We start from the raw sequence: 26,588 nt of genomic DNA on the forward strand, positions 1-26,588 counted from the left end.
CGTGGGCCTGTCCGTGCGGGTGGCCAGCTGTCCGTTTCCCTCGCGACGGCTCCATACAGCCACTGTAGTCCGAAAAAGTGAACTACGGTGCTCTGATAAATACGCAAGCGGTCTTTAAGTTGTATTTCGTCCACTGAAACGAGCTATTGCCTGTGGTTATGGACGATCGGCGTCAAACCAAGAGACGGACCTACACAGGCTTCGGTGCTTCCGTGCCTGTGGCCGCCTGGGCGCCGGCGCTCAGAATGCCGAGAAACATTTCGTGCATCGCTTTGGCCTGTGCGCTGATTGCCTGATACATCTCGCCGTGCAGAGCGAACTGCGTCGCCATCAAGGCCGACACCTCGTCGTCGGCGGCGGGCGGCAGCCCGGCCGTCGTGTGCGCGAGTGCGCCGTCCTGCGTGGCCATCGCCACGCCCGCGTTCTGCAACATTTTTACCGCTGCCGACAGCGATTCCGGCCGAGCGTTCATAATGACGAAAACCTTTCTGCGAGAAGATGAGTCGATTGACGGGACGGTTCGCGCCGTCAGGCAAATACCGGTTTGGGCATCACTTTGGGCTTGACGCCGTAGCGTGGAGCGCCGATGCCGAGGCCCTGACGGCCGGCAGCGGATGCCATCCCCGGCATGACGCCCGGCACCCCTCCCGCAGCGCCGGTCTCCTCGGCGGCCACGGTCCAGCCCGTGCCCGCCAACGTCGCACCGGTCTCTGCCGGAGCGGCCGCCGACCATGCGGCCGGCACCGAGAGCCTTCCGACCTCGGACGCCGTGCCCATGCCCGCCAATACCGCGCCACCGCCGGCTCGCGTCGTCGCGCCCGCCAGCGTCGTGCCGAAGCCCGCGCCGTCGCCGATGGGGGTGACGTCGCCGATGGTGACGCCGTAGGGGGCAGCGTTAAGGAAGTGACCGAGGAGCGGCATGGTCGCGGTCAGCATCGCCTGGTTCCAGGCCGCGGTGACACCGATGTTGTAGACGACGTTTTGGACGAACGGGACGTTGAACAGGTTGTTGACAGCAGACAAGACGTCACCCGGACCACTGGCCTGCGCCACGCTGGCGGCCGGGTTGGCGGCCGAACCCAGGAGATTCTGCAAGCCGCCGAGCGCATTGTTGAGCGTCGACGTGGTCGCATTGCTGTTGACGGCGTTGCCGACCGCGGCAGCTTGCGCTAATTGCCCGCCGGGGTTGGTGTTCTGGGCCGGCGGTGTCAACGGCGACAGCATCGCGTTTGCTGCCGAAGCAGCGGCGTAGGCGTACATGGCGGCGGCGTCCTGGGCCCAAAACTCGGCGTACATGGCCTCGTTGGCCATGATCGCCGGCGTGTTCTGGCCCAGGATGTTGGTCGCCACCAGCGCCGCCAGTTGCGCGCGGTTGGCGGCGACCACTGGCGGCGGAATCGTGGCGGTAAACGCCGTCTCGTACGCCGCCGCCGACGCGGTGGCCCGGGCAGCCGCTTCCTGCAGCTGCCCGGAGGTGGTGTTGAGCCAGGCGATGTAGGGCTGAGCAGCGGCGGCCATCAGCTGAGACGACGGCCCCTGCCACTCCGAGCCGGTGAGTTGGGAGATCACCGCCTCGTAAGACGCCGCGTTCGAGCTCAGTTCCGCGCTCAGCGCGCCGAATGCGGAAGAGGCGGCCATCAACGGCCCGGCTCCGGCGCCGGCGTACATCAGTGCGGAGTTGACCTCCGGGGGTCGCGCTGCGAAATCGAAAAACATAGTGTTCTACGCCCCGTCTTCGTTTCGATGGGTTTCTAGGTGATGGTCGGCTTGGGGACGGTTGGCATGACCTTGGGTTTGACCCCGTAGCGCGGGGCCCCGAAGCCGGAGCTACCGCGACCGGCCGACGCCACTCCGGGCATTCCGGCCGGCACGGCCCCCGACCCGCCGGTGGTCGGCGCGGCGGTGGTCCAGCTCTGGGCCGCCAACGTCACCGGCGTGCTCGCCGTCGGGACTCCGCCGGCCCAACTGGGCGGCACGGAAAGGGCGCCGATCGACGCCCCCTGGCCGACCCCGGCCAGCACCGGGGCTGCGCCCAGGGCGCCTCCAGTAGCACCGACAGCACCGGCGGCCGTCGCCGGGTTGACCGAGCTGACCAAGCCGGCCGACAGACCGCCGAGGTCGGCCTCCGGAGCTTCTAACGCAGTGAGCAGACCACCGCCGCCCATGCCGATGAGGTCCGACTCGGCGGAGGCGAAGTTGCCCAGCTCATCCATCGGCATGGAGACCATGCCGCTCGACAAACCACCAGGACCGGTGTCGCCGAGGAAGTTGGCCAGGTTGTTGATCCAATCTGCGAGTCCGCCGCCCGACTGCGCGGAGGTCGAGGCCGCCGCGACCTGGTTGGCCGCTTCGGTCGTTCCGTAGGAGCCAGACGTGGTCTGCATGAGGCTCACGAATTGCTGGTGGATGGCCTGGGCCTGAGCGCTGACCGTTTGGTAGAGCTGACCGTAGGTAGAAAACACACCGGCCTGCAGGGCCGAGACCTCGTCGGAGGCCGCGGGGGCGACGGCTGTGGTCGGCGGCGCGGCGGCGGCGCTCTCGGCGGAGAACGCGTTGCCGATGCCTTCGAGCTGCGCCGCGGCGGCTGCAATCGCTTCGGGCACCGTTCGTACGAACGACATGTATTTCTCCTATGGCATAAACCGATCCCTAACGGGATTCGGTCAAGCGTTTCCGCTGCGTCGAGGTATCCGTCAAAAGGATCCTGTTACACGATCGCGGAAATCGACGGATAGCGCCTAGCTGGTTAATGGCTTTTTAACGTCCGCAGCCGAACTTTTAACACGCTGCTTGCGGTGTGCACGAGAGCTAAAGTAACCGGGCGGTTAAGGAAAGCTCACTGCAATTAATTTCATAAAAGTTACCGAATGCTCACCGTGGCATCGGACCCGCGTTTATCGCCCGGCTGACAGTTAAAAATGCATTACCAAATTATCTCTCGCCGGCGCGTGGCGTCCCGGCCAAGCCGGACGCCTCAACGGCGATGTCGTGTTCGGAAACCACTGCGGTACAGGGAGCTTGACCGGAAAGCTGGTCGACGCCGAGAATGCGCAGTTGCCGCGCCCGCCCTGCCCGCTGAGGAGGTAGCTTGACTTCTCCTCCGTTACACCACAAGGAAAGTCCGTACTTCGCAGCAGATCGTGGCGCCTATTGGCGCCACCTGCGCGAGCTGGGACCGGTAGTGGAAATTACGACTGGCGATCCGCTACTGCACGGCTACTATCTCACCGGGCGGGACGACGTGCGCGCGGCGCTGCTCGACCCCGAAACGTTTGCATCCCCTCCGAAAACCTTTGCGATCGCCCTGTTCGGTGTGCCGCTTCCCCAGGTGCCGCTCTCCTGCGCAACACGGGCGGAGCATGCTCGTTTCGGACGTGTCTTACATCCTCTCTTCAGCCCCAAAGGGTTGGCCCCGTTTGCTCCCGTCTTGAGTGCTCAGGCCGCGACGCTGGTCGACGCCGTCGTCGCCGAAAAGCAGTGTGATGCAACCAGTGTGGCCGATACCTATGCCTGCCAAGCGCTGCTTACGGTGTGCGGGTTGCCGGCGGACAACCGCAGAGCGCCTCGGCTGATCAGGGCCGCGGTAATCGGCGACTCCGGTGGGGGAGCGCAACTTGAACTCGTCAAGTGGCTGAACGTGAACCTGGACGCGGGGATGTGGAATCCCCAGCGGCCGCCGGGCGTGCTCTGGCCGCTGCTGGAACAACTCGCAAATGACCCGAACTTTCCACTCAGCAGGGTGGAAGTGATTGCGACCATCCTCTTGTTGTTCTCGGTTGCAGGCATCGAAATGGTTGCCGCTGCAATCTCTTTCGCACTTTTACATCTCGCGCGAGATCCACAACTGCAGGACCGGCTGCGCGAGGACCCAGCACAGCTTCCGGCGTTCGCGGAAGAGATTTTCCGGTTGGAGACGCCGGGTCCGGCCATTCCGCGTGTGACGACCAGGGACGTCACCGTCGGGGGCGTCACGATCCCCGCACGCAGCGCGGTATGGCTGGCCTTGGAAGCGGCGGGCAGAGCCAACGGCGGCGACGTGATTGCGACCGCCGGCAACGGAAAGGTTCGCCGGCAGCGGCATTGGGCCTTCGGCGGTGGCATGCACAGATGCTTGGGCATGCACCTGGCCCGTCTCGAGATGGCCGCGTTTTTGACCGAGTGGTTGCGTCGTGTCCCAAAGTTCGAGCTGGAGCCCGGCTTCATGCCGGCCGTCGCGCACAAACCGACCAGCGTGACTCACCTGAGCAGTCTCATGCTGCGCTGGAAGGCCCGGTGAGTGCGCTGCCAAGGCGGGCCGGTTTCGGATGACCGGCGACATGCGCGACGCCGAGCTGGAGCACCACATCAAAGAATTCCTGAGGGCGCTTGACCAACGTCCGGACGAACTGATCCAGAACAACCTGACACAAGTCGAAAAACCGGACCTGCGGGATATTGAGGACTTGCGACGCTATGTCAACGACCTCAAAACGATCTATGGGCAGGGCTTGGAGAACATGTACGGGCGGATAGCGTCACACGGTCTCGCCATTTGTGAGTTGACGGATGAAACCGAAATAACAGAACGGGTTGAGACGATGATGACGCTGGTGGCCGGAGATGCCGACGAAGTCCCGAAAGTGCTGGCGAGCCTTGAAGATGCCGCGAGGGAGCCGAATCCTGGGGCCCTCGTCCGGGTGTTCCTCACGGTTCTCGGTGCGGGGGCTCGTGGACTGCCGCGCCAGGGTCAGCTCGACGAATTGGTGGTTGACTTCACGACGTATTGCCTGGAGCGCTTCCCGCCTGCGGCCGGCGATTAGGGCTTGGCGCACGGACAGGGATCGGCTGCGCCGGCCGCGTACCGGGGAGCGGGTGCAAGGCCATCATGGTCGACGCCATGCGCGTAACGCCGCCTCGTGTGACAATGCGCTTCATGAGACGGTGGATGTTAGTGCTGAGCACGACCGCTGTAGTCGGTCTTGCCGTGTCTTCGCCCGCCGTTGCCGACAGCACCGACGACGCGTTTCTCGCGTCGCTTCAGCAAGCCAACATTTCGTTCCGAAACCCCGACCAAGCCATCACGGCCGCGCACACGGTGTGCCAGATGATAGCCAACGGAAAACAAGGCCCGGAAGTTCTTTCGGTGCTGCAGAGCGCCAATCCCGGAATCACGTCGGATGGGGCAAGGATGTTTTTGGGAATTTCGTTGAATGCGTACTGCCCTGAACGACTACCGCCGAGCGGCGGCGGAAACGACAACTAACAGGTTGCTTTTGCTTATAGCCGTCGGAATGCATCGCGAAATTACGGCATCACCGGCGGTTGATAATTACAAACATTTCTTCCGCCCCGGCTGGCTCCTCCTCGCACCGTGCCGGTGCTCGTCGTCGCCCCGCTGTGCTGATGGTGGCGGCCCGCCGCGCCCGGCTTCGCCGCGCTTGCGACCGCACGGTGCTGATGGCGCGGCTCTTCCTCGCACCGTGCCGGTGCTCGTCGTCGCCCCGCTGTGCTGATGTGGCGGCCCGCCGCGCCCGGCTACGCCGCGCTTGCGACCGCACGGTGCTGATGGCGCGGCTCTTCCTCGCACCGTGCCGGTGCTCGTCGTCGCCCCGCTACGCTGGGCGGCGTGTTTGAATCGCTGTCCGACCGGCTGACCGGCGCCCTGCAGGGGCTGCGCGGCAAGGGCCGGCTGACCGACGCCGACATCGACGCCACCACCCGCGAAATCCGGCTCGCGCTGCTGGAAGCCGACGTGTCGCTGCCGGTGGTGCGCGCCTTCGTCAGCCGGATCAAGGAGCGCGCCAAGGGCGCCGAGGTCTCCGGTGCCCTCAACCCGGCGCAGCAGGTCGTCAAGATCGTCAACGAAGAACTCATCGGCATCCTGGGCGGCGAAACCCGCCGGCTGGCGTTCGCCAAGACCCCGCCGACCGTGGTGATGCTGGCCGGCCTGCAGGGCTCCGGTAAGACGACACTGGCCGGCAAGCTGGCCACCTGGCTAAAAGCTCAGGGCCATACACCACTGTTGGTGGCCTGCGACCTGCAGCGGCCGGCGGCGGTGAACCAGCTGCAGGTCGTCGGTGAGCGTGCCGGGGTCCCGGTCTTCGCGCCGCATCCCGGCGCGTCCCCCGAGTCCGGACCGGGCGACCCGGTCGCCGTCGCGGCGGCGGGTCTGGAAGAGGCCCGGGCCAAGCACTTCGACGTCGTCATCGTCGACACCGCCGGGCGGCTGGGCATCGACGACGAACTGATGACCCAGGCCGCCGCCATCCGGGCGGCTATCGATCCCGACGAGGTGCTGTTCGTCCTCGACGCGATGATCGGGCAGGACGCCGTCACCACCGCGGAGGCGTTCCGCGAGGGCGTCGGCTTCACCGGTGTGGTGTTGACCAAGCTGGACGGTGACGCCCGCGGCGGCGCTGCGCTGTCGGTCCGCGAAGTGACCGGTGTCCCAATACTTTTCGCCTCGACCGGGGAGAAGCTGGAGGACTTCGACGTCTTCCACCCGGACCGGATGTCCAGCCGCATCCTGGGCATGGGTGACGTGCTGAGCCTGATCGAACAGGCCGAGCAGGTCTTCGACGCGCAACAGGCCGAGGCCGCCGCGGTCAAGATCGGGACGGGCGAGCTGACGTTGGAGGACTTCCTCGAGCAGATGCTGGCCATCCGCAAGATGGGACCGATCGGCAACCTGCTCGGCATGCTGCCCGGCGCCGGCCAGATGAAGGAGGCCCTGGCCGCCGTCGACGACAAGCAACTCGATCGGCTGCAGGCCATCATCCGCGGCATGACACCCGAGGAGCGCGCCGACCCGAAGATCATCAACGCCTCGCGCCGGCTGCGGATCGCCAACGGCTCCGGGGTGACCGTCTCGGAGGTCAACCAGCTGGTCGACCGCTTCTTCGAGGCCCGCAAGATGATGTCGTCGATGGTCGGCGGCATGGGCATCCCCGGGCTGGGCCGCAAATCGGCTACGCGAAAAGCCAAGGGCGGCAAGGGCAAGAAGGGCAAGAAGCGTGGCCCGACCCCGCCGAAGCGCAGCCCGGTCGGGCTGCCAGCCGGTTTCCCCGACCTGTCACAGATGCCGGCCGGTCTCGACGAGTTGCCGCCCGGTCTCGCCGATCTCGACTTGTCCAAGCTGAACTTCCCCGGCAAGAAGTAGCCGGATGCGGCTTCACGTCCGCGGCCACCGACTGCCCGACGACGAACCGGTGCAGTGGTGGATCGTCGACGGCAAGCTCAGCGCCGAGCCGGTCGCGGGCGCCGAAACCGTTTTCGACAAAGGCTGGATCCTGCCCGGCCTCGTCGACGCGCACTGTCACGTCGGCGTCGGCCCCGGCGGCGCCGTCGAGCTCGACGAGGCGATCCGGCAGGCCGAAACCGAACGCGACGCCGGTGCTCTGCTCCTGCGCGACTGCGGTTCACCGATCGACACCCGCAGTCTCGACGAGCGCGAGGACTTGCCCCGGATCATCCGCGCCGGACGGCATCTGGCCAAACCCAAACGCTATATCCCCGGGTTGCCGATTGACCTCGACGACGAGTCGCAGCTGCCCGCGGCGGTGGCCGAGCAGGCGCGCCGCGGCGACGGCTGGGTCAAGCTGGTCGGCGACTGGATCGACCGCGAGGTCGGCGATTTGGCGCCGCTGTGGTCCGACGAGGTGCTCAAGGCTGCGATCGACACCGCGCACGCCCACGGCGCCCGCGTCACCGCCCACGTCTTCGGTGAGGACGCGCTGCCCGGGCTGATCAACGCCGGCATCGATTGCATCGAGCACGGCAGCGGGCTCACCGACGAGACCATCGAGCTGATGGTCGAGCACGGCACCGCCCTGGTGCCCACGCTGATCAACATCGAGAACTTCCCGGGCATCGCCGAGAAGGCCTCGCGCTACCCGGTTTACGCCGACCACATGCGCGACCTGTATGCCCGCGGCCGTCAGCGGGTCGGTGCGGCGCGCGACGCCGGCGTGCCGATCTACGCCGGCACCGACGCCGGCGGCGGTATCAGTCACGGTCGCATCGCCGACGAGGTCGACGCGCTCAAGGGCATCGGGATGAGCCCGACCGAGGCGCTCGGGGCGGCGTGCTGGGACGCCCGGCGCTGGCTGGGCCGCCCGGGTCTGGAGGACGGCGCCTCGGCAGATCTGTTGTGCTACACCGACGATCCGCGTCGCGGCGCGGCTGTGCTCAACCGGCCGGACCTGGTGATCCTGCGCGGCCGGGTGTTCTGACCCGGCGAGGTAGGGGACTGGCCGTTAGCATCGAAGGATGTCGTTGGCCAGTGGCACGACGTTTGCTGAATACACCATCCTTCGGATGCTGGGCTTCGGCGGCATGGGCGAGGTGTATCTGGCGCAGCACCCCACGCTGACCCGCTACGACGCCCTCAAAGTCCTTCCCGCGGCGCTGACCGCCGACACCGAATTCCGTGAGAGGTTCACCCGGGAAACCGAGGCGGTGACGACGCTGTACCACCCGCACATCGTCGACGTGCACGCCCGCGGCGAGTTCGACGGCCGGCTGTGGATCGCGATGGATTACGTCGACGGGATCAACGCGGCCCAGCTCGTCGCCGAGGGGCATCCCGGCGGCATGCCCGCCGGCGACGTGCTGGCGATCGTCGCAGCCGTGGCGGCGGCGCTGGACTACGCTCACCGGCGCGGACTCCTGCATCGCGCCGTCAAACCCAGCAACATCTTGCTCACCAACCCGCAGGCTGGTGAGCAGCGAATCCTGTTGAGCGACTTCGGGATAACGCGATATCCAGGTCAACCGGGCTACGCCGCGCCCGAGCAATTACTGAGTGCCGACATCGACGGCCGCGCCGATCAATACGGGTTGGCGGCCACTGCCTATCACCTGTTCACCGGTGCGCCACCGGACCAGTCGCCGCGACTCAGCGCGCGACGCCCCGAGCTGGCGCGGCTCGACGACGTATTGGCCAGGGCCCTGGCCAAGAACCCCCGGGACCGATTCGGGCGGTGCGGCGACTTCGCTGCGGCGCTCATCGAGCGGGCCGGCGGCTGGACCGGTGAGCGCAGCCCCGAGGCCGCTCTCGCCGTCGTCGACTATCCCGACGACGCAGAGCCCGTCGCCCCGACCCGACGCCCGAGGCCGTGGCTTTTGCCGGCGGCAGCAGCAGTCGCGGTGCTATTGCTGCTGACCGGCCTGCTGGCCGGGTTCCTGCTCGGCCGCACGAACCACCCGACCGTCACCCAGGCCGGCCCGTCGAGCACGGTCCGCGCGCCGGCCGCTCTCCCCACGACCACCACCACCGCGCCCGTCATGCCCGCTCGGGACCAGCTGCTCGACGGCACCTACCAGGTGGACATCAACCGCTCCCAGCAGACGTTCAACGACAACCCGGACCCGCAACCGCCCGACGTCACCACGTGGTGGGCATTCCGTTCTTGGTGCACGTCCGCCGGATGTGTCGCCGCCGGAACGCAACTCGACGACAACGACCACCGAACGGCGAGCAATCCCGGCGGCACGCTCACGCTGGATTTCCGCCAGGGCGCCTGGCAATCACGGCCCGAAACGCTGCGGTTCCCCTGCATCGGGCCGAAGGGGACCGCGGACAGCGAGACGACGACGCAGGTGTTGTCCCTGCAACCGCAGATTCACGGCCCGTTGCGTGGCGTGATGACGGTGACCGTCGAAACCGACGAGTGCGCCCAGCAGGGCGGCCGGATCACGATCCCGGCGGTGGCCGGACGGGTCGGCGCTGCCCCGCCCGACGTCACAATCCCCGGCCCCGGGGCGGCCACCGACACCGCGGCACCGCCCACGACCGGCCCCGCTGCGCCGTCTACCGAAAGCCCCGCCGCCCCGCCGTCAACGCCGGGCCGCTGACCAGCATCGACAAAAAGATTGTAAGTACTCACTATCTCTGCTAGCGTCTGCTGCCATGGCCTATGACGTGATCGTCCGCGACGGTTTGTGGTTCGACGGCACCGGCGCCCCGCCGCAGGTCCGCCACCTCGGGATCCGCGACGGCGTGGTCTCCGTGGTGTCGGCCAAGCCGCTCGACGAGACCGGCTGCGGCGAGGTGGTCGATGCGGCCGGCAAGTGGGTGGTGCCCGGCTTCATCGATGTGCACACCCACTACGACGCAGAGGTGCTGCTGGATCCCGGGCTGCGGGAATCGGTGCGGCACGGGGTCACCACCGTGCTGCTGGGGAACTGCTCGCTGTCGACGATTTACGCCACCGCCGAGGACGCCGCGGACCTGTTCAGCCGGGTCGAGGCGGTGCCGCGGAAATTCGTCCTCGGCGCGCTGCAAGCCAAGAAGACCTGGTCAGGGCCGGCCGATTACGTTCGGGCGCTCGACGAACTGCCGCTGGGCCCCAATGTCGGCTCGCTGCTGGGTCATTCGGATCTGCGCACCGCGGTGCTCGGGCTGGGCCGCGCCACCGACGACCATGTCACGCCGACGAACGCCGAACTGGACCGGATGGCCGCCATGCTCGACGAGGCGCTGGACGCCGGTATTTTGGGCATGTCCGGGATGGACGCGGCGATCGACAAACTCGACGGCGACCGCTACCGCTCCCGGGCGCTGCCCTCGACGTTTGCCACCTGGCGCGAACGCCGCAAGCTGATCGGCGTGCTGCGCCGTCGCGGCCGGATTCTGCAGAGCGCACCCGATGTCGACAACATACTGTCGGGCGTGCTGTTCTTTTTGGCCAGCAGCCGAATGTTCGGTCGGCGCAAGGGTGTTCGGATGAGCCTGCTGGTCTCGGCGGACTCCAAGGCGATGCCGGGCTCGGCAACCATCTTCGGTCCGCTCACCCGCCTGCTCAACGCCGTCCTCGGTGCCAGCGTGCGGTTCCAGCATCTTCCGGTGCCGTTCGAGGTGTACTCCGATGGAATCGATCTGCCGGTCTTCGAGGAGTTCGGCGCCGGCACCGCGGCGCTGCACCTGCGCGACCAACTCGAGCGCAACCAGCTGTTCGCCGACACGGAATATCGCCGCACGTTCCGTCGCGAGTTCGACCGCCGCAAACTTGGGGCGTCGTTGTGGCACCGCGACTTTCACGACGCGGTGATCGTCGAATGCCCGGACGAGACGCTGATCGGTAAGAGCTTCGGCACGATCGCCGACGAGCGCGGGCTGCACCCGCTCGACGCGTTCCTCGACGTGCTGATCGACAACGGCGAACGCAACGTGCGCTGGACCACCGTGCTGGCCAACCACCGCCCCAAGCAGCTCGACAAGCTGGCCGCCGAACCCAGTGTGCACATGGGGTTTTCGGACGCCGGCGCGCATCTGCGCAACATGGCCTTCTACAACTATCCGGTGCGGTTACTCAAGCGCACGTTGGACGCCAGCCGCACCGGCGCGCCCTTCCTCAGCGTGGAACGCGCCGTGTATCGGCTGACCGCCGAGGTGGCTGATTGGTTCGGACTCGACGCGGGCACCTTACGGGAAGGGGACCGAGCGGATTTCGCGGTGATCGATCCGGCCGGTCTCGACGAATCCGTGGAGGGCTACTACGAGGAAGAGGTGCCGTTCTACGGAGGGCTGCGCCGCATGGTGAACCGCAACGACGCCGCCGTCGTCGCCACCGGGGTCGGCGGTGTTGTGGTGTTCCGCGACGGGCGATTTCGTGAGGGGTACGGCAGCACGGTCAAGTCGGGGCGTTTCCTGCGGGCGGGCGCGCGCCAACTGCAGCGGGTCTGACGATGGCCAGAACCCAGCAGCAGCGCCGCGAGGAGACAGTCGCGCGGCTGCTGGATGCCAGCATCGAGACAATCGCCGAAGTCGGCTACGCCCGCGCGTCGGCCGCGGTAATCACCAAGCGCGCCAACGTCTCTGTGGGCGCCCTGTTTCGGCACTTCGACACCATGGGCGATTTCATGGCCGCCACCGCCTACGAGGTGATGCGCCGTCAACTCGGCGAATTCAGCAAAAAGGTCGCCGAAATACCCGCTGACAAACCGGTTTTGGAGGCGGCGCTGACCATCTTGCGCGATCTGACCGCCAACGCCACCAACACCGTGATGTACGAACTCATGGTCGCCGCACGTACCGACGAAAAACTCAAAGCCACGTTGCAGAACGTCCTCGAGGAGTACGGCGCCAAGATCCACGACGCCGCGCGGGAGCTGCCCGGTGCCGACAGCATCCCGGAGGACGTTTTCCCGGCGCTGGTGGCGGTGATGACGAATACGTTCGACGGTGCCGCGTTGGTGCGGGCCGTGCTGCCGCAACCGGATATCGAGGCGCAGCGCATCGGGTTGCTGGCGTCGCTGCTGAACGAAATGTATGCGCCCGACGCCGAGTCTGGCTGAGCTGTTACCGGTCGGAGAGTTCGCTCAGCGCGTCGTCCAATGTGCGGTACAGCGACATGATCTCGCCCAGACCCAACAGGGTGAGTGGCCGGTGCGTGGCCGGCCCGTTGGCGACCACGGCGAATTTGCCTGAGCCACCGATGTTTTCGTGGGTGGCGATCAGCACGCTGATTCCCGCCGATCCCAGAAACTCGACATGGGACAGGTCGACGACCATTCCGGCCGGATTCTTGGCACGAGCGGATTCGATGGCGGCGGTCAGCCACGGCGCACTGAGCATGTCCACGCTGCCGGATACCGAGAGCACGACGAGCTGGTCGACCCACTTCTCGTCGACGTTGAAGTCGTCCTTGGCGGGTTGAGGAGAACCCTCCGCAGCGTGGTGGTGTTCGGCCATCATCGATCCTCGTTCCATGCGCACCTTTGTGCGGCCAGTTCGCGACGTCGGCATGCTGGCAAGGGCTGTGAGCTCAACCCACGAATGAACAGCGTCGACGGGTGTCGGCGCGGTGCCGCGGAAACCATATTCGACATCTGCAGAACAGGATGCCACGGCAGTGGCAGATTAGCGCACCGATCTAGAGCGTCCCGATGCCCGACTGCGGGTTGAGGGCGAAGCCCCAGTCCAGCAAGGTAGCCGCCTGGTCCCAGTAGGTCGGCCCGCCCTCGTGCACCAGCCCGTACATCATGGCGACCACCAGCCGGCGCCCGTCGCGGGCCGCGGCGCCGACGAACGTCTTGCGGGCGGCGTTGGTGAAGCCGGTCTTGCCGCCGATCGCGCCGGGATAGCGGTAGAGCAGTTCGTCCTGGTTGACGATCTGACGGTCGCCGCCGTCGCCCGGGAACATCGCCGACGGCTCGGCGGTGATCTCGGCGAACACCGGGTTGGCCAATGCGGCCCGGAAGATGACGGCCAGGTCGTGGGCGGTCGAGGAGCCCGAGCCGCCGGGGCCGTCGAGGCCCGACGGGGTCGCCGCGTGGGTGTTCACCGCGCCCAGCGACGCGGCCTTGGCGTTCATCTTGGCCACGGTGGCCTGCGGGCCGCCCAGCATCTGCGCCAGGGTGTTGGCAGCGTCGTTGCCCGACACCAGCAGCAGGCCGTCAAGGAGTTGGCGCGCCGTGTAGGTGCGGCCGGGTTTGACGCCCACGCAGTTGCACTCGACATGGGTGGCGGACTCGTCGGCGACCACGGTGGAGTCCAGGCTCAGCTCGTCGAGGGCGACCAGCGCCAACAGCACCTTGATGGTGCTGGCCGGCGGGTGCCCGACGTTTTCGTCGCGCGCGGCCAGCACCTGTCCGCTGTCCAGGTCGGCGACGATCCAGGTCTGCGCCGGGCCGTCGGGGATGGGCACCGAGCCGACCGGCTGCACGCTGGTATCGGCAGCGGCCGTCGCAGTGCATCCGAGGACCGCGAGAAAAGCCGCCACTGCGGCCAGAAGCCTCCGCATGGCCGATTAGCCTAACCGGCATGCTCAGCCAAGCCGAGATCTCCGACAGGTTGGAGATCCAGCAGCTACTCGTGGATTACTCGACGGCGATCGATACCCGCCGGTTCGACGACCTGGATGCGGTGTTCACCCCCGACGCACACATCGACTACAGCGCCTTCGACGGCATCGTCGGCCGCTATCCCGAGGTCAAGGCGTGGCTTGCGGAGGTGCTGCCGAATTTCGCCAACTACGCCCACATGCTGGGCCTGCCGTCGATCCGCATCGACGGAGACACCGCCACCGCGCGGACGTTCTGCTTCAACCCGATGGTGTTCGGCGGCGAGGCGCCCAGCACGATGCTGCTGGGTCTTTGGTACGACGACGAGTTCGTCCGCACCGCCGACGGCTGGCGGATGAGCCGGCGCGTCGAGACCAAGTGCTTCGACCGGCGGCCCTGAGGCTCGCGGCCGGATTTCCGCCGGACCAGCGGGCTCTGGCACAATGGGCGGCTGCACACGCGAGGCAAAACCGGATCCCGGCATCCCGCCCGGATCGCTGAATTGCAGCGTGACACCACAGGAGCAATTCATGGCTGTGAAGATCAAGCTGACCCGGCTTGGCAAAATCCGCAATCCCCAGTACCGCATCGCCGTCGCCGACGCTCGCACACGGCGCGACGGCCGCGCCATCGAGATCATCGGCCGCTACCACCCCAAGGAAGAGCCGAGCCTGATCGAGATCGACTCCGAGCGCGCGCAGTACTGGCTGTCGGTGGGTGCCCAGCCCACCGAGCCCGTCCTCAAGCTGTTGAAGATCACCGGCGACTGGCAGAAGTTCAAGGGGCTGCCCGGCGCCGAGGGCAGGCTGAAGGTCGCCGAGCCCAAGCCGAGCAAGCTGGAGCTGTTCAACGCCGCGCTTGCCGCAGCCGAGGGTGGGCCCACCACCGAGGCGGCGACACCGAAGAAGAAGAAAGCCCCGGCCAAGAAGGCCGCCAAGGCCGAGAAGGCCGACGAGCCGGCCGAGAAGTCCGAAGAGCCCGCCGCCGCAGCCGACACCGCCGGCGAGCAGGCCGAGTCGCCAGCCGAAAGCTGACCCGACCATGAGTACCGTCGTCGTCGACGCCGTCGAGCACCTGGTCCGCGGGATCGTCGACAACCCCGACGATGTCCGGGTCGACATGGTGACCAGCCGGCGCGGCCGAACCGTCGAGGTGCACGTCCATCCCGACGATCTGGGCAAGGTGATCGGTCGCGGTGGGCGCACCGCGACCGCGCTGCGCACCCTGGTCGCCGGAATCGGTGGCCGCGGAATCCGCGTCGACGTGGTGGACACCGACCAGTAGTTCTGATGGAACTCGTCATAGGGCGGGTGGCCAAAGCGCACGGCATCGCCGGCGAGGTCGTCGTCGAGGTGCGCACCGACGACCCCGACAGCCGGTTCGCCCCGGGAACGGTATTGCGGGCCAAGGGATCTGACGGCCGCGAGCGTAACTACACCGTAGCGGCCGCCCGCGATCACGGCGCGCGGCTGCTGGTCCGGTTGGCGGGGATACACGATCGCGATGCCGCCGACGCGTTGCGGGGCAGCCTGTTGGTCATCGACTCGGCGGACCTGCCGCCGATCGACGAGCCGGACACCTACTACGACCACCAGCTGGAAGGCCTTCGGGTGCGCACGACAACCGGGCGCGACATCGGCACCGTCGCCGAGGTGCTGCACACCGCCGGCGCTGAGCTGCTGGCGGTTCGCCGCGACGACGGTGGTGAACTGCTGGTGCCGTTCGTCGGCGCGATCGTGACGACGGTGTCGCTGGACGCCGGCACCGTCGAGATCGACCCGCCCGAGGGTCTGCTGGAACTGGGGCAGTAGTGCGCATCGATGTCGTCACGATCTTTCCGGATTACTTGGAGCCGCTGCGACAGTCGTTGCCGGGCAAGGCAATCGAATCGGGTGTCGTCGAGTTCGGGGTGCACGACCTGCGGCGCTGGACCCACGACGTGCATCGCTCGGTGGACGACGCCCCCTACGGCGGCGGCCCCGGGATGGTGATGCGAGCACCGGTGTGGGGGGAGGCGCTCGACGAAATCTGCTCGGAGACTTCGCTTCTCGTTGTCCCCACCCCTGCCGGCAGGTTGTTCACCCAGGCGACCGCGCAGCGGTGGAGCACCGAGGAACATCTGGTGTTCGCGTGTGGTCGCTACGAGGGCATCGACCAGCGGGTCGTCGACGACGCCGCCCGGCGCATGCGCGTCGAGGAGGTTTCGATCGGCGACTACGTGCTGCCCGGAGGCGAATCCGCGGCGCTGGTGATGATCGAGGCGGTGGTCCGGCTGCTGCCCGAGGTCATCGGCAATCCGCTGTCGCACCAAGACGATTCGCATTCCAACGGCCTGCTGGAAGGCCCGTCGTACACCCGGCCGCCGACGTGGCGCGGGCTCGACGTGCCTGAGGTGCTGCTGTCGGGGGACCATGCCCGCGTCGCCGAGTGGCGGCGGCAAGCCTCCGAGCAGCGCACCCGCGAGCGCCGCCCGGACCTCCTGCAGTAAGCGCGTCTGCTCGCGCGTTAAATCCGGCCCTGCGGAAACATTGTCTTGACCGCCTGGGTGATCGTGGCCCGCGCGGCGGCGTCGTCGGAGGGCTGCAGCGACTCGATCACCATGATGTAGCGCCGGTCCGCGCCCACGATCCCGGTCGACAGGTGCATCCAGTCGCTGCCGATGCAGCACATCCAACCCTGCTTGACCGCAACGGGTTCGGCGTACAACCCTTCGGGGATGCCGAACCGCTGCGGATAGCCGTCGATCCCGATCGGGGTGGACTGCGCCAGATTCTTGACGATGATGTCGGCCCGTTCCGCGGGAAGGCCGCCGGAGCCGGCAAGCAGCATGTCGTAGTAGCGGATCAGATCGGATGCCGAGCTCATGGTGTCCCACCAGCGGCCGCTGCTGGGCGGCGTGGTGGAGGTCAGCCCGTAGCGGGCGGCGACCTCGGTGATGATCGACTCGCCGCCGCCCTGCGCCCAGAAATTCTCCGCAGCGCCGTCGTCGGAGGAGCGCAGCATGGCGTCGAGCGCCTGGCGGTCTTCCGCCGACAGGTGGGTCTTGCCCTCGGATTCCTGCAGCAACAGGTCGTCGGCGATGAACAGCTTGGCCACCGACGCGATGCCGATCAGCCGGTCGTTGCCGTTGGAGAACGTCTGGTTGGTGACGCGGTCGAACACCGCAACCGAGATCGTGGCGCCCTGGTCCGCGGCTTCTTCGGTGGCCTGCTGGATGCGGGCCGGCAACCCGGTCAGCGCGGCGGCGGGCACGGCCTGCGGCAATTCGGGAGGCATGACTGCCTGCACCAGCGGCGCGACGCGGCTCGTCCGGTGTTCCGGAGACCTGCTGTTGGCGGCGCCGTAGACCTTGGCTTCGCAGCCCGCGACCAGCACCGCCGCCAACACGGTGGCGACGAGCAGCATCAGGGGCCGCGCTCGCATGCGTCTCCTCAACCGGTTACCGAGAATGACCTGGGTCGGGCTCGCCACAACCGCCATCCGCCCGACCCGTCAGATTAACGTGTGGTTTTCCAGTTGGTGTGGTGCGACCCCGTTCATATGTACCACTCGCACGCCGTTGAGACGGCCGCGCTGAGCGGCGTTTTTGTGTGATTTCACTCCCTGCGGGCCATCTGGCACAATTGACCAGTTGTCTCCAGCAGTTTGCCGGCCGGCCGGGCTGTGCCGCCTGCTGCGAGATGCGCCCAGATGCCCGAACCATCGGCTCGGTTGACCGCTGAATCCCTGGTCGTACCGGCAGCCGCGAACCGCAAGGAAGTGTCTTCGGAAATGAACACGCTGGACTTCGTCGACAAGGCGTCGCTGCGCGACGACATCCCGGCTTTCGGCCCCGGCGACACGGTCAACGTGCACGTCAAGGTGATCGAGGGCAACAAGCAGCGCATCCAGGTGTTCAAGGGCGTGGTGATCCGCCGGCAGGGCGGCGGCGTCCGTGAGACCTTCACCGTGCGCAAGGAAAGCTACGGCGTCGGCGTCGAGCGCACCTTCCCGGTGCATTCGCCCAACGTCGACCACATCGAGGTCGTGACCCGCGGCGACGTCCGTCGCGCCAAGCTGTACTACCTGCGCGAGCTGCGTGGCAAGAAGGCCAAGATCAAGGAGAAGCGCTGAGTGTGCCGCAGCTGCCGCACCTCGCCCTGGCTACGCTGATCTGGTGACCGACACCACCGATTCGTCGCCGGAGGACCAACCCGATTCCGGCCCGGTCGAACCCAAGGTCGCTACTCGCGATCCCGCGACGCCCGAGGCCGAGACCACCGAAGAGCTCACAGGCAAGAAGCGCGCCGCGCTGCGGGAAGTCGCGATCCTGGCGGCAATCGCCGTGGTCCTCTACTACGTCATGCTGACGTTCGTGGCCCGGCCCTACCTGATCCCGTCGGAGTCGATGGAGCCGACGTTGCATGGATGCTCGGGCTGCGTGGGTGACCGCATCATGGTGGACAAGATCAGCTACCGGTTCGGCGAGCCGCGTCCCGGCGACGTCATCGTGTTCAAGGGACCGCCGTCCTGGAACGTCGGCTACAAGTCGATCCGGTCGGACAACACCGTGGTGCGCTGGCTGCAAAACGCGCTCTCGTTCGTCGGCTTCGTGCCGCCCGACGAGAACGACCTGGTCAAGCGCGTCATCGCGGTGGCGGGCCAGACCGTGCAGTGCCGCGCCAACACCGGCCTGACCGTCGACGGGAAGCGGCTGGACGAGCCATACCTGGATCCGGCGACGATGATGGCCGACCCGTCGGTCTACCCGTGCCTGGGCAACGAGTTCGGGCCGGTCACCGTGCCGCCGGACCGGTTGTGGGTGATGGGCGACAACCGGACTCACTCGGCGGACTCGCGCGCGCACTGCACCAGCGTCCCGGCCGACGCGATGAAGGGCCTGCTGTGCACCGGTGACCCGATGTCGGGCACCGTGCCGGTGGACAACGTGATCGGCAAGGCCAGGTTCATCGTGTGGCCGCCGTCGCGGTGGGGTGGTGTCGGTTCGGTGAATCCGCAGCAGAATCGGTAGTCATGGCCACCACTTGGCCGCCGCGAACGGTGATCCGCAAATCTTCGGGTTTGCGCACCCTGGAGTCGGCGCTGTACCGCAGTGGGCTGGGACCGGTGGCCGGGGTCGACGAGGTGGGCCGTGGAGCGTGCGCCGGCCCGCTGGTGGTGGCGGCCTGCGTGCTGGGCCCCGGCCGACTGGAAAGCCTTGCCGCCCTGGATGATTCGAAGAAACTCACCGAGCAGACGCGGGAGAAGCTGTACCCGCTGATCCGCCGCTACGCGCTGGCGTACCACGTGGTGTTCATCCCGTCGACCGAGGTGGACCGGCGCGGTGTGCACGCGGCCAACATCGAGGGCATGCGGCGCGCGGTCGCCGGGCTGTCGGTGCGTCCCGGGTACGTGCTGTCCGACGGCTTTCGGGTGCCAGGGTTGCCGGTGCCGTCGCTGCCCGTGGTCGGGGGCGACGCGGCCGCGGCCTGCATCGCGGCGGCCAGCGTGCTGGCCAAGGTCAGCCGCGACCGGTTGATGGTGGCGATGGAGGCCGAGCATCCCGGCTACGGGTTCGCCGAGCACAAGGGCTATAGCACGCCGGCCCACTCGGCGGCGCTGACCGAGCTGGGCCCCTGCCCGCAACACCGCTATTCGTTCATCAACGTGCGCCGGGTGGCAACCGGATCGGGCACCCGGGTGGTGGCCGAATGCAAACCGGGCTCTCCCGATGGAGGAAGATGGGACCAGAACGGCGAGCAGAAGGACGGCTGAGCAGATGAGTGCCGAAGATCTCGAGAAGTACGAAACCGAGATGGAGCTCTCGCTGTACCGCGAATACAAGGACATCGTGGGCCAGTTCAGCTACGTCGTGGAAACCGAGCGGCGGTTCTACCTGGCAAACAGCGTGGAGATGGTGCCGCGCAACGCCGACGGCGAGGTGTACTTCGAGCTGAGGCTGGCCGACGCCTGGGTGTGGGACATGTACCGGCCGGCTCGGTTCGTCAAGCAGGTGCGGGTAGTGACCTTCAAAGACGTCAACATCGAAGAGGTAGAGAAGCCGGAGCTGCGCCTACCCGAGTAGGTCTCGACTACCCAGCGACAGCTCGTCGTCGCCGAATTGCAGCTTGCCGCGGTTTTCGATGACCGTCCGTGCGACGTCGGCGAGCTTGATGTTGAGTTCCTGGGAGTTGCGGCGCAGCACGTCGAACGCCTCATCCTCGGAGATGTTGTGCAGCAGCATCAGCATGCCGACGGCCTTGCCGATCTCCCGGTTGGACAACAGCCCGTGACGCAGCGTGGCGGCGTCTTCCCCCCGGGCGATGGCGTTGATCGCCACGCTGGCGAACGCCGCCAGCACTATGGCCTGGTCGGCCGATTCGTTGTCGAAGCGGTTCGGGGTATCGCTGAACAGGTTCAGCGCGCCGGCTTTGCGTTGGTCTATCAGCAGCCGAAACCCCATCGCGCCGCGCACCGGTGTGTCGGCGACCAGCCGTGCGGCCAGGCCGTGCCATTGGGACGGCCTGGTCAGGTCGGTCTCGATTTGCGGGGTTTCTTCTTCGATGGCGTCGACGCACGGCCCGTCGCCGACGGCGCGCTCCATGTCGTCGATGCGTTTGGCGATGCGGTCGCTGGCACCGACGGTGACATAGCGATCGCCGCGGCGGGTCAGCAGGCTGGCGTGGTCGCAGCCGGGCACGACCAGGGTCGCGGCGATGCAGAGGGCCGCATACAACTCGGCGGGGTCCGAGCCCTGATAGATGATCTCGGCCAGCGCCGCGAACACCGTCGCAGGATCCGCCTTGACCGGCTGAACCGATCCCTCCGCGCCGATTTGTGCCTCGTCTGCCACGGTGTTCCTCATCTCAGGGCCTCCCGCCGACCGGGTGCGCCGGATCCCACGCTATACCTGGTCGGCTGCCCCGGTGGCCTCATCCCGCGGCAGGTGACTTGGGTACGACGCTGCTGCGCATCTTGCCGGCGATATTGCTGACGCCGCGTCCGGCCAATGTGCCCAGGAGCGCTTCGCCGAACATGCCGCTGCCAGGCATGGTTTCGGCGGCCACAGGGGCGGCGGGCAACGGTGTCGCCGAGCTGGTGGGCAGCGTGGCAGTCGCGGCCCAGGTCTGCGGTACCGACAAGGTGCCGACCAGACTGGCCCGGCCCATCCCGGCCGACACCGCCGGCCCGCCGACGCCCGCCGGCACTACCGGTCCCGTCGACCCCGCCAGGAACGGCCCGATTCCCTGGGCCTCGTCGCGCATGGCGTTGATCGTGATGGCGCGATTCGTGGTGGCAATGGCCGCACCCGAGAACGACGAACTCGAAATCGACGCCGTCGCGCTGGTGATCGACGGGATCTGCAGCAGCAGATCCGCGGGTGACGGCAGGGCGGGCGGCGCAGGGGCTTGCGCCGGCGCGGCGAGTTGCTGCATGGCCATCGGTAGTTGAGCGAGCAACTGCGGCGCGGCGGCCTGCGCCGGACTGCCCGCGGCCTGCGCGGCTGCCGCCGTTTGGGCGGCCACACCGGCCGGATCCGTGGTGCGGGGCGGGGCAGTGAACGGCGTCAGCCGCGACGCCGTCGCCGAGGACGCGGCATAGCCATACATCGCCGCGGCATCCTGGGCCCACATCCGGTCGTAGTCGGCTTCGGTGGCCGCGATCGCCGGGCTGTTCTGGCCGAAGAAGTTGCTCGCGATCAGCGACGTCAGCTGGGTGCGGTTCGCCTCGATCAGCGGCGGCGGAACCGTCATCGCGAACGCCGATTGGTAGGCGCCCGCAGCGGTCATGGCTTGGGCGGAGGTCTGCTCGGCCTGGGCGGCGGTGCTGTGCATCCACGCCACGTAGGGCGCGATGGCATTCGCCATCATCATCGACGACGGGCCCTGCCATCCCGTGGTGGTCAGCCCGGCAATCACCGAACCGTAGGCCGCAGCCGACGAGTTCAGTTCGTGCGCGAGTTGGCCCCAGGCGGAGGCGGCGGCCACCATGGAAGCCGAGCCGGGGCCGGAATACATTCTGGCTGAGTTGATTTCCGGGGGAAAAGCGCCAAAGTCCATGTCTGAAACCCTTTCTCGATTAAATCCGTGCGTTATCCGGCGGCCGGAGACCGCACTATGACCGGTTTGCTCTTCGCGCGAGGGCCGTCAAAGCCTTGCCGAGAAAGCGTCCCCAGCACCGATTGGCTGAACGCGCTTCCCGGAATCTGCGGCATATTTATCGCCTCGGCCGGGGTGTCTGGCAAAGCCAATGCGACCGTTCGGATCTCCGGCGCGGCCGTAGCCCAGTTCGGTGGCACCGACAAGGATCCGACCACCGTGCCGCGACCCATTCCCGCCGACACCGCCCGTACTGCCGAGCCGCCCAGCCGGACGGGAGCCGTCGAGACGAGACGGCCGAACTCGGCGCCCCTTTCCGCGTCCTGAGCCTGCTGGAACGCAAGGCGCTCGTTCGTGATGAGGATGTTGCGTCCGGACATCGCGGCGTTGGTGAACGAGAGCACGGTGTTCAGTACGTTCGGGATACGCTCCAGCGTTCCCACCAACAGCAGCGGGGACGGCGCCGACGGCGGTGCGGGCGCCTGCAGCGGGGCGGCGGCCTTGGCCACCGCGACGGATTGGGCAACCACCCCGGCCGGATCGGTAGTGGGCTTCGGCGGCGTGAATGGCGTCAATCGGCTTGCAGCAAGCGATGATCCGGCGTATCCGTACATCGCGGCCGCATCCTGTAGCCACATCTCGGCATAGTTTGCCTCGGTGGCGGCGATCGCCGGCGCGTTCTGCCCGAAGAAGTTGGTGGCGATCAGAGTCATCAACAAGCTGCGGTTGGCCGCGATCACCGGCGGTGGAACCGTCATCGCGAACGCGAACTCGTAGGCTGCCGCGGCGGCCTTGGCTTGGGCCGCGGTCTGCTCGGCCTGCGCGGCGGTGCTGTGCAGCCACGCCACATACGGTGCGGCAGCCGCGGCCATCGACGACGATGCCGGCCCCAGCCACCCCGCGCCGGCCAGCTCGGAGACCACCGATCCATAGCCGGCTGCGCTGGCCGACAGCTGGACGGCAAGTGCGTCCCAGGCTGCCGCGGCGGCCAGCATCGGCCCCGATCCGGGGCCGGCATACATTCTGGCCGAGTTGATCTCCGGTGGTAGAACCCCGAAATCCAGCACGAAGCCACCTCCTAGCCAGTCGCGATGGCGTTGGCTGCCTCGGTGGCGGCGTAAGAGCCGGCGCTGATACCCAATGTGCTGACGAACATTTCGTGAATCGCCGCGGCTTGGGCGCTGACCGCTTGATACAGCTGCCCTTGAACGGCGAACTGCGCCGCGGTCAGGGCGGACACTTCGTCGGCCGCGGCCGGTACCACGCCGGTAGTGGGGGCCGCCGCCGCCGCATTCTCGGCGGTAATCGTTGAGCCGATACCCGCCAGGCTGCCCGCTGCAGCGGTGAGCGCTTCTGGCTGTGCGGTAACGAATGACATGGGATTTCCTTTCTCTACGGTGATGACGTGTGACTCGACGCGCAATCCGCCGGGGGAGCCCTGGCCGCGATAACGAGCGCGCGAGTCCACGAGTGCATTTGCAGCACGTCGCGAGAAAGATTGGCAATCCATGCCATTCGCCGCCACCAGCCTTCTACCTACGGGTAGAAGCCATCAGCCGGGTGCGGCGGTTAAGGCGAGCTTCATCGCCTAGCCGGATGCTACGCCTCGGCCGACTGAGCGCGCAATGGAATGACCAGCCTGTGGATTGTTGTGCAACTGTGGATAACTGGCTGTTGCAGCGCGGCGCTTGACCGCACTTGTCGGGGCTGGCGCGCAGGGTAGCGGCATGACGACGTTGACGCGGGCCCAACTCGGAGCGCTGGGTGAGCGGTTGGCCGTCGACCACCTGATGGGGCTGGGATTGGAAGTGCTGACCCGCAACTGGCGCTGCCGATACGGCGAGCTCGACATCATCGCCGTCGAGCCGTCAACGCGCACTGTGGTTTTCGTCGAGGTCAAGACCCGCACGGGGGACGGCTTCGGCGGGCTGGCTTACGCGGTCACCGAGCAGAAGGTGCGACGGCTGCGTCGGCTGGCCGGGCTGTGGCTGGCCGGCCAGGATCGGCGCTGGGCGGCGATCCGGATCGATGTGGTCGGTGTGCGGATCGGCCGGCAGCGCACTCCGGAAATCACTCATCTGCGGGGAGTCGGCTGATGGCGCTGGGGCGCGCGTTTTCGGTGGCGGTGCGTGGATTGGACGGCGCGATCGTGGAGATCGAGGCGCACATCACCTCCGGCCTGCCGGGAGTGCACCTGGTCGGGCTGCCCGACGCCGCGCTGCAGGAGTCCCGCGACCGGGTGCGGGCGGCGATCACCAACTGCGGCAACCAGTGGCCGCAGGCCCGGCTGACGCTGGCGCTCTCGCCGGCCACGCTGCCGAAAATGGGCTCGGTTTACGACGTTGCCTTGGCCGCGGCCGTGCTCTCAGCGCAGCGAAAAAAACCGTGGCGGCGGCTGGAGTCCGTGGTGCTGTTGGGCGAATTGGCGCTTGACGGCCGGGTCCGGCCGGTGCGCGGGGTGCTGCCGGCCGTGCTGGCGGCCAAAAACGACGGCTGGCGGACCGTGGTGGTGCCGGTCGAGAACCTGGCCGAAGCCAGCCTGGTCGACGGCATCGAGGTCTTGGGTTTGCAGACGCTTCAGCAGCTGAAGGCCTGGCTGCGCGGAAGGGAGCAATTGGCCGGGCGCGTCACCGGCGCGATCACCGCACCAGAGCCGACGGCGGATCTGGCTGACGTCGTCGGACAGGCTCAGGCGCGCTTCGCCGTCGAGGTGGCCGCCGCCGGTGCTCATCACCTCATGTTGACCGGACCGCCCGGGGTCGGCAAAACGATGCTGGCCCAACGTCTTCCGGGTCTGCTGCCGCCGTTGTCGGACAGCGAGTCGCTGGAGGTCACCGCGATCCACTCTGTTGCCGGGCTGCTGTCGGATGCCACGCCGTTGATCACCAGGCCGCCGTTCGTGGCGCCGCATCACAGCTCCAGCGTCGCCGCACTGGTCGGCGGCGGGTCGGGACTCGCCCGGCCAGGCGCCGTCAGCCGGGCGCATCGTGGCGTGCTCTTTCTCGACGAGTGCGCCGAAATCGGGGTCAGCGCGCTGGAGGCATTGCGAACACCGTTGGAGGACGGACAGATTCGGCTTGCCCGTCGCGACGGTGTGGCATGCTACCCGGCCCGGTTCCAACTGGTGCTGGCCGCCAACCCGTGTCCCTGTGCGCCCGCCAATCCGCGCGACTGCATTTGCGCCGGAGCGGTCAAACGCCGCTACCTGGGTCGGCTGTCCGGGCCGCTGCTGGACCGCGTCGACCTGCGCGTCGAAATGCACTCGGTGCCCCGGGACGCCTTCTCGGCCGCGGAGGCCGAGTCGACGGCACAGGTGCGCGCCAGGGTGGCAGCGGCCCGCGCGGCCGCCGCCGAACGCTGGCGCGCACACGGCTTTTCCACCAACGGCGAAGTCAACGGCCCGCTGCTGCGGCGGAAATTCCGCCTCAGCCACGCCGTCATGGCACCACTGCGCACCGCGCTGGACCGCGGACTGCTGTCCATTCGCGGTATGGACAGAACACTAAGAGTTGCTTGGACATTGGCAGACCTGGCCGGCCGAACATCGCCGGGGATCGAAGAGGTTGCCGCCGCGTTGAGCTTCCGCCAAGCCGGGGCGTCGCGATGAGCGATCCGACGCTGCGGGCATGGGCCTATCTGTCACGGGTGGCCGAACCGCCGTGCCCGGAACTCGGCGCCTTGGTGGACCTCGTCGGCCCGGTGGATGCCGCCGAACGCATCCGGCGCGGCCAGGTCGACGACGCCCTGGCTCGGCACACCGAGGCCAGACGCGAAATCGACCGGGCAACAGACGATCTCGAGTTGCTCTTCCGTCGCGGCGGGCGACTGATCACACCGGACGACGACGAGTGGCCGGTGCTGGCGTTCACTGCCTTCGCCGGGCCGGCGATGGCCGCCAAACCGCGAAGCGGCCCGCCGATGGCGCTGTGGGTGCTGGGGGAGGAACGGCTCGACGAGATCACCCTGCGGGCGGCCGCCCTTGTCGGAACCCGGGCGTCCACCACATACGGCGAGCTCGTCACGGCCGACCTCGCGGCCGGGTTGGCCGAGCGTGAGGTGACGGTCGTCTCCGGCGGCGCCTACGGAATCGACGGCACTGCCCACCGGGCCGCGCTTGCCGCGGACGGCATCACCATCGCGGTTCTCGCCAGCGGTATCGACATCCCTTATCCCGCAGGGCATTCCGCGCTGCTCCACCGCATCGCCGGCCAGGGACTGCTGGTCACCGAATACCCGCCGGGTGTACGCCCGGCGCGGTACCGGTTTTTGACCCGCAACCGCCTGGTGGCCGCATTCGCCGGTGCGGCGGTGGTGGTGGAGGCCGGTCTGCGCAGCGGCGCGGCCAACACCGCCGCCTGGGCCCGCGCACAGGGCCGCGTGGTGGGCGCAGTGCCCGGGCCGGTGACGTCGTCGGCGTCGGCGGGTTGCCATGTCCTGTTGCAAAACGGCGCGGAAGTCATCACCCGCGCTGCGGACGTTGTCGAACTGGTGGGCCGCATCGGCGAGTTGGCCACCGAGCCGCCCCGGCCGACGACAGCGCTCGACGGCCTCAGCGACGGCGAGCGGCAGGTGTACGAGGCGCTGCCGGCCCGCGGAATCGCGACCGTCGACCAGATCGCCGTTACCGCCGGCCTGGCCCCGGAGCGGGTGCTCGGCCCGCTGGCGATGCTGGAGATGGCCGGGCTGGCCGAGCGGCATGACGGCGGCTGGCGCATCGTCCGGCGGCGAAAGGAGGTGTCCGTATAG

At 67.7% G+C, this 26,588-nt stretch carries 30 protein-coding genes and 1 riboswitch; of the genes, 20 read left to right on the forward strand and 10 right to left on the reverse strand.

Annotation, left to right across the window (positions count from 1 at the left end):
• Positions 1–190: 190 nt before the first annotated feature.
• The 3 genes from MFM001_RS14490 to MFM001_RS14500 are packed head-to-tail and all read right to left on the reverse strand — an operon-like array spanning position 191 to position 2,621.
• Positions 191–472 carry a PE family protein gene (locus MFM001_RS14490; protein ID WP_116375955.1) on the reverse strand — a complete coding sequence of 94 codons (282 nt, stop codon included), beginning with the start codon at positions 470–472 and terminating at the stop codon, positions 191–193.
• A 56-nt stretch (positions 473–528) separates the two neighbouring features.
• The gene (locus tag MFM001_RS14495; protein WP_116375956.1) at positions 529–1,716 is read right to left on the reverse strand and encodes a PPE family protein; all 1,188 of its coding nucleotides are present in this window, start codon (positions 1,714–1,716) and stop codon (positions 529–531) included.
• Between the two features lie 35 nt (positions 1,717–1,751).
• Positions 1,752–2,621 (reverse strand): PE domain-containing protein, encoded by an 870-nt coding sequence (locus tag MFM001_RS14500; protein ID WP_116375957.1) that lies wholly within the window; start codon positions 2,619–2,621, stop codon positions 1,752–1,754.
• A gap of 467 nt (positions 2,622–3,088) precedes the next feature.
• On the opposite strand from MFM001_RS14500, the gene MFM001_RS14505 reads away from it, so the two are divergent.
• From MFM001_RS14505 to MFM001_RS14540, 8 genes are all read left to right on the forward strand, one after another.
• The gene (locus MFM001_RS14505; protein WP_142760699.1) at positions 3,089–4,276 is read left to right on the forward strand and encodes a cytochrome P450; all 1,188 of its coding nucleotides are present in this window, start codon (positions 3,089–3,091) and stop codon (positions 4,274–4,276) included.
• Between the two features lie 28 nt (positions 4,277–4,304).
• A complete protein-coding gene (locus tag MFM001_RS14510) occupies positions 4,305–4,799 on the forward strand; it encodes a hypothetical protein (RefSeq protein WP_116375959.1) in 495 nt (164 codons plus the stop codon).
• Between the two features lie 131 nt (positions 4,800–4,930).
• Entirely contained in the window at positions 4,931–5,242 is a 312-nt protein-coding gene (locus MFM001_RS14515; protein WP_160118017.1) for a DUF732 domain-containing protein, read from the forward strand.
• 363 nt (positions 5,243–5,605) lie between these two features.
• Entirely contained in the window at positions 5,606–7,138 is a 1,533-nt protein-coding gene (gene ffh, locus MFM001_RS14520) for a signal recognition particle protein (protein WP_116375961.1), read from the forward strand.
• A 4-nt stretch (positions 7,139–7,142) separates the two neighbouring features.
• Positions 7,143–8,210, forward strand: a complete 1,068-nt coding sequence (locus MFM001_RS14525) for an amidohydrolase family protein (RefSeq protein WP_116375962.1) — start codon at positions 7,143–7,145, stop codon at positions 8,208–8,210.
• Positions 8,211–8,247: 37 nt separating this feature from the next.
• Positions 8,248–9,834 carry a serine/threonine-protein kinase gene (locus MFM001_RS14530; protein WP_116375963.1) on the forward strand — a complete coding sequence of 529 codons (1,587 nt, stop codon included), beginning with the start codon at positions 8,248–8,250 and terminating at the stop codon, positions 9,832–9,834.
• A 55-nt stretch (positions 9,835–9,889) separates the two neighbouring features.
• Positions 9,890–11,665 carry an amidohydrolase family protein gene (locus MFM001_RS14535; RefSeq protein WP_116375964.1) on the forward strand — a complete coding sequence of 592 codons (1,776 nt, stop codon included), beginning with the start codon at positions 9,890–9,892 and terminating at the stop codon, positions 11,663–11,665.
• Positions 11,666–11,667: 2 nt separating this feature from the next.
• Complete coding sequence (locus tag MFM001_RS14540; RefSeq protein WP_116375965.1) at positions 11,668–12,276, forward strand: TetR/AcrR family transcriptional regulator; 609 nt, start codon at positions 11,668–11,670, stop codon at positions 12,274–12,276.
• Between the two features lie 4 nt (positions 12,277–12,280).
• On the opposite strand, the gene MFM001_RS14545 is transcribed toward MFM001_RS14540, so the two are convergent.
• Positions 12,281–12,691 (reverse strand): STAS domain-containing protein, encoded by a 411-nt coding sequence (locus MFM001_RS14545; RefSeq protein ID WP_238159179.1) that lies wholly within the window; start codon positions 12,689–12,691, stop codon positions 12,281–12,283.
• A gap of 163 nt (positions 12,692–12,854) precedes the next feature.
• Complete coding sequence (locus tag MFM001_RS14550) at positions 12,855–13,724, reverse strand: D-alanyl-D-alanine carboxypeptidase family protein (RefSeq protein ID WP_116375967.1); 870 nt, start codon at positions 13,722–13,724, stop codon at positions 12,855–12,857.
• 20 nt (positions 13,725–13,744) lie between these two features.
• On the opposite strand from MFM001_RS14550, the gene MFM001_RS14555 reads away from it, so the two are divergent.
• From MFM001_RS14555 to trmD, 5 genes are all read left to right on the forward strand, one after another.
• The gene (locus MFM001_RS14555) at positions 13,745–14,164 is read left to right on the forward strand and encodes a nuclear transport factor 2 family protein (protein ID WP_062539143.1); all 420 of its coding nucleotides are present in this window, start codon (positions 13,745–13,747) and stop codon (positions 14,162–14,164) included.
• 130 nt (positions 14,165–14,294) lie between these two features.
• Positions 14,295–14,798 carry a 30S ribosomal protein S16 gene (gene rpsP, locus MFM001_RS14560; RefSeq protein ID WP_116376107.1) on the forward strand — a complete coding sequence of 168 codons (504 nt, stop codon included), beginning with the start codon at positions 14,295–14,297 and terminating at the stop codon, positions 14,796–14,798.
• A 7-nt stretch (positions 14,799–14,805) separates the two neighbouring features.
• Entirely contained in the window at positions 14,806–15,048 is a 243-nt protein-coding gene (locus tag MFM001_RS14565) for an RNA-binding protein (protein ID WP_003878715.1), read from the forward strand.
• A 5-nt stretch (positions 15,049–15,053) separates the two neighbouring features.
• Complete coding sequence (gene rimM / locus MFM001_RS14570; RefSeq protein WP_116375968.1) at positions 15,054–15,575, forward strand: ribosome maturation factor RimM; 522 nt, start codon at positions 15,054–15,056, stop codon at positions 15,573–15,575.
• On the forward strand, positions 15,575–16,252 hold the full coding sequence (trmD, locus tag MFM001_RS14575) for a tRNA (guanosine(37)-N1)-methyltransferase TrmD (protein ID WP_116375969.1): 678 nt from the start codon (positions 15,575–15,577) through the stop codon (positions 16,250–16,252). Before rimM ends, trmD begins: the two co-directional genes overlap by 1 nt.
• Positions 16,253–16,269: 17 nt before the next feature.
• Here the strand turns inward: trmD and MFM001_RS14580 are convergent, their stop codons facing one another.
• Positions 16,270–17,187: a hypothetical protein gene (locus tag MFM001_RS14580; RefSeq protein ID WP_116375970.1), complete on the reverse strand. Its 918-nt coding sequence runs from the start codon at positions 17,185–17,187 to the stop codon at positions 16,270–16,272.
• A gap of 348 nt (positions 17,188–17,535) precedes the next feature.
• Here MFM001_RS14580 and rplS point away from each other — a divergent pair, with 348 nt between their 5' ends.
• The 4 genes from rplS to MFM001_RS14600 are packed head-to-tail and all read left to right on the forward strand — an operon-like array spanning position 17,536 to position 19,828.
• Positions 17,536–17,877, forward strand: coding sequence for a 50S ribosomal protein L19 (rplS, locus tag MFM001_RS14585; RefSeq protein WP_116376108.1), 342 nt, complete (start codon positions 17,536–17,538; stop codon positions 17,875–17,877).
• Positions 17,878–17,920: 43 nt separating this feature from the next.
• Complete coding sequence (lepB, locus tag MFM001_RS14590) at positions 17,921–18,775, forward strand: signal peptidase I (protein ID WP_116375971.1); 855 nt, start codon at positions 17,921–17,923, stop codon at positions 18,773–18,775.
• Positions 18,776–18,777: 2 nt separating this feature from the next.
• Positions 18,778–19,518 carry a ribonuclease HII gene (locus tag MFM001_RS14595; RefSeq protein ID WP_116375972.1) on the forward strand — a complete coding sequence of 247 codons (741 nt, stop codon included), beginning with the start codon at positions 18,778–18,780 and terminating at the stop codon, positions 19,516–19,518.
• A 4-nt stretch (positions 19,519–19,522) separates the two neighbouring features.
• Positions 19,523–19,828 (forward strand): DUF2469 domain-containing protein, encoded by a 306-nt coding sequence (locus tag MFM001_RS14600; protein ID WP_012393608.1) that lies wholly within the window; start codon positions 19,523–19,525, stop codon positions 19,826–19,828.
• On the opposite strand, the gene MFM001_RS14605 is transcribed toward MFM001_RS14600, so the two are convergent.
• The 4 genes from MFM001_RS14605 to MFM001_RS14620 form a co-directional block, all read right to left on the reverse strand.
• Positions 19,817–20,608, reverse strand: a complete 792-nt coding sequence (locus MFM001_RS14605) for an ANTAR domain-containing protein (RefSeq protein ID WP_116375973.1) — start codon at positions 20,606–20,608, stop codon at positions 19,817–19,819. The genes MFM001_RS14600 and MFM001_RS14605 overlap by 12 nt on opposite strands.
• A gap of 67 nt (positions 20,609–20,675) precedes the next feature.
• A complete protein-coding gene (locus MFM001_RS25120) occupies positions 20,676–21,803 on the reverse strand; it encodes a PPE family protein (RefSeq protein ID WP_116375974.1) in 1,128 nt (375 codons plus the stop codon).
• Positions 21,804–21,835: 32 nt separating this feature from the next.
• On the reverse strand, positions 21,836–22,906 hold the full coding sequence (locus MFM001_RS14615) for a PPE family protein (RefSeq protein WP_202864144.1): 1,071 nt from the start codon (positions 22,904–22,906) through the stop codon (positions 21,836–21,838).
• Positions 22,907–22,920: 14 nt separating this feature from the next.
• Complete coding sequence (locus MFM001_RS14620) at positions 22,921–23,220, reverse strand: PE family protein (protein WP_116375975.1); 300 nt, start codon at positions 23,218–23,220, stop codon at positions 22,921–22,923.
• Positions 23,221–23,378: 158 nt separating this feature from the next.
• A riboswitch (Fluoride riboswitch) is annotated at positions 23,379–23,440 on the reverse strand.
• Between the two features lie 129 nt (positions 23,441–23,569).
• On the opposite strand from MFM001_RS14620, the gene MFM001_RS14625 reads away from it, so the two are divergent.
• The 3 genes from MFM001_RS14625 to dprA are packed head-to-tail and all read left to right on the forward strand — an operon-like array spanning position 23,570 to position 26,588.
• Entirely contained in the window at positions 23,570–23,938 is a 369-nt protein-coding gene (locus MFM001_RS14625; RefSeq protein ID WP_116375976.1) for a YraN family protein, read from the forward strand.
• Positions 23,938–25,449: a YifB family Mg chelatase-like AAA ATPase gene (locus tag MFM001_RS14630; RefSeq protein WP_116375977.1), complete on the forward strand. Its 1,512-nt coding sequence runs from the start codon at positions 23,938–23,940 to the stop codon at positions 25,447–25,449. The genes MFM001_RS14625 and MFM001_RS14630 overlap by 1 nt, the downstream gene beginning before the upstream one ends.
• The gene (gene dprA / locus MFM001_RS14635) at positions 25,446–26,588 is read left to right on the forward strand and encodes a DNA-processing protein DprA (RefSeq protein WP_116375978.1); all 1,143 of its coding nucleotides are present in this window, start codon (positions 25,446–25,448) and stop codon (positions 26,586–26,588) included. The genes MFM001_RS14630 and dprA overlap by 4 nt, the downstream gene beginning before the upstream one ends.

Origin of the sequence: Mycobacterium sp. MFM001 (assembly GCF_003402475.1) — a bacterium.
In the GTDB taxonomy this organism is placed as follows: domain Bacteria; phylum Actinomycetota; class Actinomycetes; order Mycobacteriales; family Mycobacteriaceae; genus Mycobacterium.